The 9,408-nt window shown below is 67.0% G+C and carries 11 protein-coding genes; 6 read left to right on the forward strand and 5 right to left on the reverse strand.

Features of this window, described 5'->3' with window-relative positions; translation table 11 throughout:
* Nucleotides 1-30 precede the first annotated feature (30 nt).
* From ABIC94_RS12800 to ABIC94_RS12810, 3 genes are all read left to right on the forward strand, one after another.
* Nucleotides 31-954 carry an SDR family NAD(P)-dependent oxidoreductase gene (locus tag ABIC94_RS12800; protein WP_354373374.1) on the forward strand — a complete coding sequence of 308 codons (924 nt, stop codon included), beginning with the start codon at nucleotides 31-33 and terminating at the stop codon, nucleotides 952-954.
* Between the two features lie 103 nt (nucleotides 955-1,057).
* Nucleotides 1,058-1,483 (forward strand): nuclear transport factor 2 family protein, encoded by a 426-nt coding sequence (locus tag ABIC94_RS12805; RefSeq protein ID WP_354373375.1) that lies wholly within the window; start codon nucleotides 1,058-1,060, stop codon nucleotides 1,481-1,483.
* The gene (locus ABIC94_RS12810; protein ID WP_354373376.1) at nucleotides 1,473-1,928 is read left to right on the forward strand and encodes a MerR family transcriptional regulator; all 456 of its coding nucleotides are present in this window, start codon (nucleotides 1,473-1,475) and stop codon (nucleotides 1,926-1,928) included. Before ABIC94_RS12805 ends, ABIC94_RS12810 begins: the two co-directional genes overlap by 11 nt.
* A 6-nt stretch (nucleotides 1,929-1,934) precedes the next feature.
* Here ABIC94_RS12810 and ABIC94_RS12815 read toward each other — a convergent pair whose 3' ends face one another.
* From ABIC94_RS12815 to bamE, 3 genes are all read right to left on the reverse strand, one after another.
* Nucleotides 1,935-2,294, reverse strand: a complete 360-nt coding sequence (locus ABIC94_RS12815) for an HPF/RaiA family ribosome-associated protein (protein WP_354373377.1) — start codon at nucleotides 2,292-2,294, stop codon at nucleotides 1,935-1,937.
* 97 nt (nucleotides 2,295-2,391) lie between these two features.
* On the reverse strand, nucleotides 2,392-2,820 hold the full coding sequence (locus ABIC94_RS12820; RefSeq protein ID WP_354373378.1) for a CBS domain-containing protein: 429 nt from the start codon (nucleotides 2,818-2,820) through the stop codon (nucleotides 2,392-2,394).
* 144 nt (nucleotides 2,821-2,964) lie between these two features.
* Nucleotides 2,965-3,564: an outer membrane protein assembly factor BamE domain-containing protein gene (gene bamE, locus ABIC94_RS12825; protein WP_354373379.1), complete on the reverse strand. Its 600-nt coding sequence runs from the start codon at nucleotides 3,562-3,564 to the stop codon at nucleotides 2,965-2,967.
* Between the two features lie 212 nt (nucleotides 3,565-3,776).
* Here bamE and ylqF point away from each other — a divergent pair, with 212 nt between their 5' ends.
* A complete protein-coding gene (gene ylqF, locus ABIC94_RS12830; RefSeq protein ID WP_354373380.1) occupies nucleotides 3,777-4,748 on the forward strand; it encodes a ribosome biogenesis GTPase YlqF in 972 nt (323 codons plus the stop codon).
* A gap of 18 nt (nucleotides 4,749-4,766) precedes the next feature.
* Here the strand turns inward: ylqF and ABIC94_RS12835 are convergent, their stop codons facing one another.
* Nucleotides 4,767-6,416 carry a DUF4139 domain-containing protein gene (locus tag ABIC94_RS12835; RefSeq protein WP_354373381.1) on the reverse strand — a complete coding sequence of 550 codons (1,650 nt, stop codon included), beginning with the start codon at nucleotides 6,414-6,416 and terminating at the stop codon, nucleotides 4,767-4,769.
* Between the two features lie 202 nt (nucleotides 6,417-6,618).
* On the opposite strand from ABIC94_RS12835, the gene ABIC94_RS12840 reads away from it, so the two are divergent.
* On the forward strand, nucleotides 6,619-7,038 hold the full coding sequence (locus ABIC94_RS12840) for a PaaI family thioesterase (protein ID WP_354373382.1): 420 nt from the start codon (nucleotides 6,619-6,621) through the stop codon (nucleotides 7,036-7,038).
* On the opposite strand, the gene ABIC94_RS12845 is transcribed toward ABIC94_RS12840, so the two are convergent.
* Nucleotides 6,974-8,218 (reverse strand): acyltransferase family protein, encoded by a 1,245-nt coding sequence (locus ABIC94_RS12845; RefSeq protein WP_354373383.1) that lies wholly within the window; start codon nucleotides 8,216-8,218, stop codon nucleotides 6,974-6,976. The genes ABIC94_RS12840 and ABIC94_RS12845 overlap by 65 nt on opposite strands.
* A 166-nt stretch (nucleotides 8,219-8,384) precedes the next feature.
* Between ABIC94_RS12845 and ABIC94_RS12850 the strand changes: the two genes are divergently transcribed.
* On the forward strand, nucleotides 8,385-9,323 hold the full coding sequence (locus ABIC94_RS12850) for a LytTR family DNA-binding domain-containing protein (RefSeq protein WP_354373384.1): 939 nt from the start codon (nucleotides 8,385-8,387) through the stop codon (nucleotides 9,321-9,323).
* Nucleotides 9,324-9,408 lie beyond the last annotated feature (85 nt).

Genomic DNA, 9,408 nt, shown 5'->3' on the forward strand with positions numbered 1-9,408 from the left:
ATCTCCAAGGAAAGCAGCGAGAGCGACACAATGAGCAACAGCACCATCGACTTCAAGGGCCGAGTGGTCATCGTGACCGGCGCGGGCGGCGGCCTGGGCCGCCAGCATGCGCTGGCCCTGGCGGCGCGCGGGGCCAAGGTGGTGGTCAACGACCTCGGCGGCACAGCCGACGGCTCCGGTGCGTCGGTGAGCGCTGCGCAGGCCGTGGTCGACGAAATCAAGGCCGGGGGCGGCGAGGCCATGGCCAACGGCGCTTCCGTGACCGACTTCGAAGCGGTGCAGGCCATGGTGCAGCAGGCTGTCGACGCCTGGGGCCGGGTCGACATCCTGGTCAACAACGCCGGCATCCTGCGCGACAAGAGCTTTGCCAAGATGGAGCTCGCCGATTTCAAGCTGGTGGTCGACGTGCACCTGATGGGCGCGGTGAACTGCACCAAGGCCGTCTGGGCGCTCATGAACGAGCAGAAATACGGCCGCATCGTCATGACCACCTCGTCTTCCGGGCTCTACGGCAACTTCGGCCAGAGCAACTACGGCGCCGCCAAGCTCGCGCTGGTGGGCCTCATGCAGACGCTGAGCATCGAGGGCGCAAAGAACGACATTCGCGTCAATTGCCTGGCCCCCACGGCGGCCACGCGGATGACCGAGGGCCTGATGCCGCAGGAAGTGCTCGATGCGCTCAAGCCCGAGGCCGTGGTGCCCGCCATGCTGGTGCTGGCCTCGGCGGATGCGCCGAACCGCACCATTCTTTGTGCGGGCGCCGGCACCTTCGAGGCCGCGCACATCACGTTGACGCAGGGCGCCTGGCTCGGCATTGGCGCGGACACACCCGAGCAACTGGCCGCGCGGCTCGCCGAAGTGACCTCGCGCGAAGGCGAAATCGTGCCGCAAAGCGGCACCGCCCAAGGCAGCAATGAGGTCGGCAAGGCCATGGCGAACGCAAGAAAAGGCTGATGCGCCAGCCTTGTTCATGGCACTTGACCTAGAGTGCACTTGAGCATTTCCAATGAATTCACCGGGACTTCCGGTTCATTCATTCCACGAGGAAATTGCAGCCATGAACACGACGACAGACAACAAGGCGCTGGTGCAGCGCATCCACGCCGAGCTGGACCAGGGCAACGGCCAGTTCTTCACCGACAGCCTGGCCGACGATGCCCGCTGGACGCTGGAAGGCACCACGCCGTGGTCGCGCACCTACGCGGGCAAGGCCGCCATCCGCGAGGAGCTGCTCAAGCCGCTGTTCGCGCAATTCGCAGGCCCTTACGTGAGCAAGACCGAGCGCATCATTGCCGAGGGAGACCGGGTGGTGGTGCTCTTCAGCGGTGACGTGCCCACCAAGGCCGGCAAGCGCTACAACAACCGCTATTGCTACGTCTATCGACTCGAAGGAGGCAAGGTGAAAGAACTGACCGAGTACTTCGACACCGCACTGGTGCAGGAGGCGCTCCAGGCGCCGTCCGCCGCCGCCCATGCCGGCTGAGAGCGGCACTCCTTTTCACATCGGCGAGCTCGCCGCGCGCACCGGCCGAACGGTGCACGCCATTCGCTGGTACGAAGCGCAAGGCCTCGTGCCCGGCGTTTCGCGCGACGAGGGCGGCCGGCGCCTCTACGGCGAGCTGCACGTCGGCTGGCTCGACCTGATGGACCGGCTGCGCCGCACCGGCATGTCGATTGCCGAGATGCGCGAATACACCGCGCTCGCATTGCGGGGCAAGACCACGCTGCACCAGCGCCGCGACATGCTCGCGGCGCACCGTGCGCGCGTGACCGAAACCATTGCCGATTGGAAACGCGCCTTGTCGCTGGTCGACCGCAAGATCGGCTTCTATGACGAGTGGATGCAGACCGGCCACCGGCCGCCGCTGATTCCCGCCGGAGCGCCCCGCACCAAGGCGCTCACCCGGAAACCGGCAAAGCCCGGGTGACCCCGGCTACTCCGCGATGAAGCCCGCGTCCTTGCGGATCGATTCGCGGTCGCGGTGGTTGTTCAAGCGGCCCAGCGTGTTGTCCAGCAGGCGCTTGAGTTTGTCGGACGCGCCGCGAAAGGCCTCGTCGAGGCTGGTGGCGTGCTGCGTTACCGCAAGCGGTTTGTGGTGGGCGAGGCGGGCTTCCATCACGCAGCATTTGTCGCCGCCGCCGGCCTTGTCGTGGTTCTCGTCGCTCAAATGAACCTCGACGCGTGTCACGTCCTCGACGAAACGGCTCAGCTGTTGCTTGATCTCGGTATCCGCCCAGCGCTCCAGCGCGTCCTTGTTGTTGATGCCGTTGCTCGTGTTGACCTGAATCTGCATGCCATGTCCCTGCTGATGGATGAACGAGCCCCTACTGTGCGCCCTAAACGGCCCCGCTGCGCGTAGGCGTGTTCCCCACCTTGGAGCAGGCAGGGATTCAACTCTGGATATAGGTCGTGAGTTGGGCGATGGTCACTTCGTGGTCGGCGATGATGTCGTCCATCAGGTCCTGGATGGAGATCATCCCGACCACCTTGTCGCCGTCGACCACCGGCAGGTGGCGGAACTTGCGCTGGCTCATCAGCGCCATGCAGGCGCGCGTACGGGTTTGCGGAGTCACGGTCATCACGTCGGGCGTCATGATCTCGGAGACCTTCATTTCCTTGGAATTCTTGCCCTGCAGCGCCACTTTGCGGGTGTAGTCGCGCTCGGAGAGAAAGCCCACCAGCTTCTCGCCGTCCATCACCATGAGCGCGCCCACTTCGAAACGCGCCAGGGTTGCCAGCGCATCGAACACGCTGGTGTCCGGCGAGGTGCGCCAAGCCGCGGAATCGTGGCGCTTGAGCAGTTCGGAGACGGGTTTCATCGCGGTAACTCCATCAAAAAGTTTCAATTTGGCCGACGCGCCGATGCGCGGCATTCAGTCAAATGATAGGGGCGGAACAGCCCCCCGCGATGCAAAACCTCTAGGGGATTGCGCGTGTCGCACCGAGACGCGCGCCAACGCGAACTAAGGTGTTGGTGCCAGCACGCGGCTGAGCGCCACCGGGTCGCCCAGCACGCTCTTGACCAGGCCCTTCTCGTCGAAGTTGACCTGGTACTCCGACCAGCTGTCGCGCCAGTAGCGCCACGTGGGTGCATCGAGGCTGGGGTTCTCGCCGGCCACCGGATAGCCGATGGCCATCAGCACCTGCTCGCGCGTCATGCCGGGCGCAACCTTTCCGGCGACGATGGCATCGCGGACTGCGGGCGCAAAGGCCGCCATCTTCTGCTTCGGGTCTTCGGTCACCACGTAGCGCTTGGCGAAGTCGATCAGCGTGATGTTGCGGCTGTAGTCGTTCTTGATGCGCTGGGGCTTGCCTGCCAGATCGAGGTTGAACCAGCGGAAGTCGTAGGCCGTGATGCGGGCCGGTGTGCCCACGGCCACGATGCTCGTGCCCTGCTCGTCGTAGTTGATGTCGCTGATGGAGTTGCCGTAGGTGCGCATGTTGCAGCACAGGTAGCCGCTGATCAGCGGGCCCTGCGGCGGCGAGGGACGCTGGGCGTGGACGACGGTCGTGGAAACGACGGTGGCTGCCAGCAGGGCGGCAGCGGCAAGGCGCTTGAACATGGATTTCCCTCGGGTGTCTATTTTTGAAAATGACTGCGGGTGCAGCGCGCGGATTCTAGAGGGCGAGGCGCGCCGAAGCGCAGGCAAAATGGGCATGCGCAGCTATCGAAAACGTAGCGGCGTGATCCGGCGCACATTCCCGGTCCACAATGCGCACCCGGCCTCTTGAGCCAACCCCCTCGCAGACTGAGCAAACGAAAGAACATCCATCGATGGCGATCCAGTGGTTCCCCGGGCACATGTACACGACCCAGAAGGCCATCACCGAGCGGGTGAAGGACATCGACGTGGTCATCGAGCTGCTCGATGCGCGGCTGCCGGGCTCCAGCGCCAACCCGATGCTGGCCGAACTCACGGCCGGGCGGCCCTCGCTGAAGGTGCTCAACAAGCAGGACCTGGCCGACGCCGCGCGCACCGCGCTCTGGCTCGCGCACTACAACGCGCTGCCGGCCACGCGCGCCATTCCGCTCGATGCGAGCCAGACCACGCCGGCACAGGCCATCGTGCGCGCCTGCCACGAGCTCTCGCCCAACCGCGGCGGCATGGCCAAGCCGATGCGCGTGCTGATCTGCGGCATTCCGAATGTCGGCAAGTCGACCCTCATCAACACCCTGACCGGCAGCCGCAAGGCCAAGACTGGCGACGAAGCCGGCATTACCAAGCTCGAGCAGCGCATCACGCTGGCCGACGACTTCTACCTGTGGGACACGCCCGGCATGCTGTGGCCGCGCATCGTGGTGCCCAAGAGCGGCTACAACCTGGCCGCCAGCGGTGCGGTGGGGCGCAATGCCTTCGACGAGGAAGAAGTGGCGCTGGAGCTGCTCAACTACCTGAAGACGCACTATGCGGCGGGCATCGCGGAGCGATTCAAGCTGGTCGAACTCGATGCAGCAACCATCGCCGGGATGAAGGACGAGGACGTGCTTGACACCATCGGCCGCAAGCGCGGTGCGCTGCTGGGCAAGGGCCGCGTCAACCTGCAGAAGGCCGCCGAAATCGTGATGCACGAGTTTCGCGCCGGCAACCTCGGGCGCATCACGCTCGAAACACCCGAAGAGTTTGCGCAGTGGCTCGCCGAGGGGCAGCGCATCGACGCCGAGCGGCAGGCAAAGAAAGCGGCACGCGGCAAGAAGCGCAAGCCGGGTGCCGACCTCGCCGAAGGCCAGGCACCCGAGCCGCACTGAACTGCGCGCGCTCAGCGCTCAGCGCATCTGCAGCCGCGCGTCCTTCGGGTAGCTGATGGTGTAGTCGGCCGCCACGCGCGCAGTCTTGCCGGCGTCCAGGTCGAAGCTCCACATCGCGAGGCCGGGCTGCTTGTTCCAGGCCAGCTCGCCCGGCTGCGGCGAGAACTGCGCGGCCACGCGCACCTGCTCGTCGACCGACACCGGCGCGGCCTCCAGCACCTGCACCGCGATGGGCGTGCGGTGGCGGTTCTCCACCACATAGGCGCGCTGCACCTTGCGCTCGGCGCGCGAGCCGACGAAGCCGCCCGTGCCCTGGCTGTCTTGCTCGGGCTCGGGTTGCACGCGCACGAGTTCGTCGCGGCCGAAGGAGAGCGTGAGCTTCGCGTCGCCCGGCGCGTTCCAGCGGCCGCTGCCGACGAAGTTGCCATCGCGGTACAGCTGCAGCGGACCGGCTGGCCATACGCCCGTCGGCTGCGCAAGTTCGGCGACGAGGAAGGCGCTCGGGTCCACGCGCGGACTGGTGCGCGCGGCCAGCTTCGCCGTGTCTTCGTGCTGGCCCAGCGCCAGCGTCACGCGCTGGCCGTTGGAGGGCACGTCGATGCTTTGCGGCACGGCAAATTCGGTGGCAAAGCTGTTGTCGAACACGGCCACGTCGAAAAGCGGCTCCGCAGCCTCGGCCATGGCGCGCCGGCGGTCGAGGGATGCAGCGGGCGCCGGCGCTGCCATCATGGCGGCCACCGGGCTCGCGGGCGCTCGCTGCGGCGGCTCGATGCCGATGCGCCATGCGCTCGGGGTGCGGCCGGTGGTTTCGCGGCGCGGCTGGCCGGTGGAAAGCACCAGCTTCACGCCGCGCCAGTCTTCGCCCGTGGCCTGCGCCACCAGGGCCTGCCGCTCGATGCGCACCTTGCGCGTGGCGGTGTCGAGCAGCGCGCGGTAGGTGGGCGTCCAGCCGGGGCCGTTGACCTGGTAGCTCAGCTTCACGTCGGCATCGGTGCTGGCGGCCAGCGTCACGGTGACCGCCATCACCTGGGCACCGTCGCCTTGCGAGCGCTTGCGCTCGGCAAGCAGCGGGTTGAGTTGGCGGTCGATGTCGGTCTGCTTGCGCTGGATCTGGTGCTGCTTCAGCAGCGAGTCTTGCCCGGTGCGGCGCATCGCATCGGTCATCGCGGCAAGGTTGCGGGCGTCCGTCGGCGCACGTGCGCCCTGTGCCGATTCGCCGCCGCCGGAGAGGCCCTTGAGATAGCCCGTCACCATGCCGAGTGCCTCGTTCTCCGCCTGCAGCGCGGCCTTCTGGTCTTCCAGTTCGCGGATGCGGCCGTCGAGCGCGCTGGTGGCGCAGCGCGCCGAGAGTTCGCGCGCCTCGCTGAGCACCGAGGTCTCGCCCACGCGCACCGATGCGCCGGCCGACACCTGCAGGCTCTGCACGTCGAGGCCGGCGGGCAGGCAGGCGAAGGTGACCGATCGGCTGCCGGCTGCGACGCGCGCCACGCGTTCCACCGTGGCGCTGCCAGGGTAGACCTTGACTTGCGTGATGCGCGACGCATCCGCGCCCCCGGCGGTTGCCACGGCCTGGGCGTTTGCGCCGGTGCCGAGCACCAGCCACGCCGCGGCAACGACGGTGACGCGCAGGTTGGCACGGAAGAAGGAAGAAGAAGAGATTGTTGTCATCGGAGCCTCGGTAGTGGTTCGTTCCACCACTCATACGGCGGGGCTCGCCGACCGGGGTTAAAGCCGCCGAAAAAAAGTGCGCTGTCGCCAACGCAACTGCGCGGGCCTTGCGGGTCGCGGGCGCGACGGCGCGCAGCGGAGCCGCTTCGTAGAGTGGCTTTTCCGTTCTCGACGCTTCATCCTTCTTCTCTGAAAGACAGCCATGCTCGACACCATTCAGGCCATCAACAAGACCGCCGCCTTCAATCGCTGGGCCGGCTTCGAAGTGACCCGGGCCGCCGCCGGCGAAGCCGAACTGCGCATGGAATGGCGCGAGGAGGACATGGGCCAGTACGCCGGTTTTCTGCACGCGGGGCTCATCGGCGCAATGCTCGACACGGCCTGCGGCTTCGCGGCCTCCACGGTGGCGGGGCGGGTGCTGGCATCGCACTTTTCGGTGAACTGCCTCTCGCCCGCGCTGGGCCGTGCCTTCATTGTGCGCGGCAAGGTGGTGAAGGCCGGACGCAAGCAGGTGTTCACCACCGCCGAGCTCTATGGCCAAGGCGATGACGGCAGCCTCAAGCTCGTGGCGACGGGGAGCGCCATCCTGGTTCCGGTGGAAGGGGCTCTGCCGGTGACGTGATTTCCGCTTTGCAACGGGCGCGCCGGGGCTTCAGCCCGAAGAGCGGCCGCAACCAGTTGAAGCGGCGAATCACCCCGTCGGTGAGTGCCCAGCAGCCGGCGATGGTCAGCGCGACCAGCAGCGTTGGCTCCAGCACCGGGCCGAGTGCAAGAGGGGCCAGCAGCGCAATGCCCGCGATGATCAGCGTCTGGTGCAGCACGTACCACGGGTACACCGATTCGTTGGCCCAGCGCAGCCACGGCCAGGGCCGGTTCAGATGGCGGTGGCCGTAGCCGAGGATGGCGGCAACCGCCAGCCACAGGTAGAGCATGCGCAGCGTGTCCATCGGCACGCCGGAAGGCGGCCCCTGCGCGCCGAGCCGCAGCACGATGAAAGCGGCGATTGCCACTGCCGCCATCGCCAGCGACACCCGGCGCAAGCGCGCCAACTCGCGCCACACGCCTGTGTCCGCGCCCATCCAGTAGCCGTAGAGAAACACGGTGAAGAAAATGCTGTGCAGGTAGAAGTCGCGAATCAGGTTGTGCGTGGGCGGAAAGTGCCGGGCGAGCAGCATCGTCCACACCAGCAACGGAAGCGCCGGCAGCAACAGCAGCTTCCAGCCGCGCAGCCCGTTGAAGCTGCGCCGCATCCACTGGCCGGCTGGCGACTTCCACAACGGCAGCGTCAGCGCAATGAGCGCCGTGTAGGTGAACAGGTAGGGCAGGTACCAGAGGTGGTTCCAGGTGATGCCGAACTCCGCGCCGGCGAACGCCTGTTTCGGCCAAGGGTTGCTCATCGAGAGATAGCGCGGCAGGAATGCGCCGAAGCCCGGCGCAACCAGCCCGTTGGCCACGCCCTCCGCATAGGCCTGGTAGGGCACGATCACCGCCATGCCGAGGGCCAGCGGCAGCATCAGCCGGGCGCCGCGGCTGCGCAGCAGGCTCCAGGTGCCCTGGTTGCGGCTCAGGAAGCCCAGCGACACCCCTGAGATCAGAAACACCAGGTCCATGCGCCAGAGGTTGATCACCCGCATCGGCCACTGCAGCCATTCGGCCGCATGCGGGCTCTTGAGGTGCCAGGGCCAGTCGGCCACGTAGTACATCGCCACGTGGTACAGGATGACCAGCAGGAAGGCCAGCGCGCGCAGCGCGTCGATGTCGTGGCGGCGGTGGTCGGGCAGAAGAGTGGGGGCGGCGATCATCGGAGGGCTCCTCGAAGCAGTAAGCCGCGATGCTCGGCCCCCTGGCCCCCGTGCGGCGCACCCGAGGGACGGATGGCCCCCGTTTTGTGACGAGCGGTGGCCCCGAGGGACGAGACGGGGCGAAATTCGCCCGCCCCAAGGCCCGTTTTCGCGAGAATCCCCGGCCATGGGAGACCACCGCAAAAACCTGTACGAGCGCTACGAGCCGGTCCGCCGCTATGTGGAGGTGGCTTTCTGGATCGTGCTGATGACCTTGCAGGCCGTGTTCAGCACGGTGGTGGCCATCGTCGATATGCGCACGCGCGCCGTGCCGCGCGCCAACTGGGAAGTCGCGACCTGGGAGGGCTCGAGCCACCTGGTGCTGTTGCTGCTGGTTCCGGCGCTGGTCGCCGTCGAGCACCGGCTGTCGCCGCTGGTGCGCGGCCATGTGCTGCGCTTCCTGGCCTGGCATGCGGTGGCGAGCGTGGTGTTCAGCCTGGTCCACGTGGTGGGCATGTTCGGGCTGCGGGCCCTGGTCTATGCCGTGGCCGGCGAGCGTTACGACTTCGGCGGCTGGGCTCGCCAGTGGGGCTACGAATATCTGAAGGACGTGCGGGTGTACGTGAGCATCGTCTTCGGCATCTGGGCCTACCGGCTGTTCGTGCTCCGGCTGCAGGGCGAGGCGCGGGTGCTCGATGCGCCGGAAGAAGGAGGGCAGGCCATGCCGGCTTTGGCTCCGGCGGAACCGGAGGGATTCGAACCCTCGATGCCGGAAATGCCCCCGCCCGCGCCTGCCGCGCGCCCCGAGCGCTTCCTGGTGCGCAAGCTGCGGCGCGAATTCTTGATTGCCGCGAGCGACATCGACTGGCTCCAGGCCGAAGGCAACTACGTCGGCCTGCACGTCAACGGCCACGACTACCTGCTTCGCGCCACACTCACCGATTTTCTGACCCAGCTCGACCCCGCCCAGTTCGTGCGCGTGCACCGAAGCCACGCGGTCAACCTGGGGCGAATCAAGGAAATAGAGCCGCTGGGCGGTGGCGATGCCCGGCTGCACATGCACGACGGCACCACGGTGCCGTGCAGCCGCCGCTACCGCGATGCGCTGCGCGCCGGTGCCAGCTGACCGGGATCGGCGTTTTTTTTCAGCTGTTCTGTTCCGGTGCGGCCTTTGCACTGAGAACGCCCATTAACGGGCCGTAGCGCACCAG

This window comes from Variovorax paradoxus (assembly GCF_040544635.1).
In the GTDB taxonomy this organism is placed as follows: Bacteria; Pseudomonadota; Gammaproteobacteria; order Burkholderiales; family Burkholderiaceae_C; genus Variovorax; species Variovorax paradoxus_R.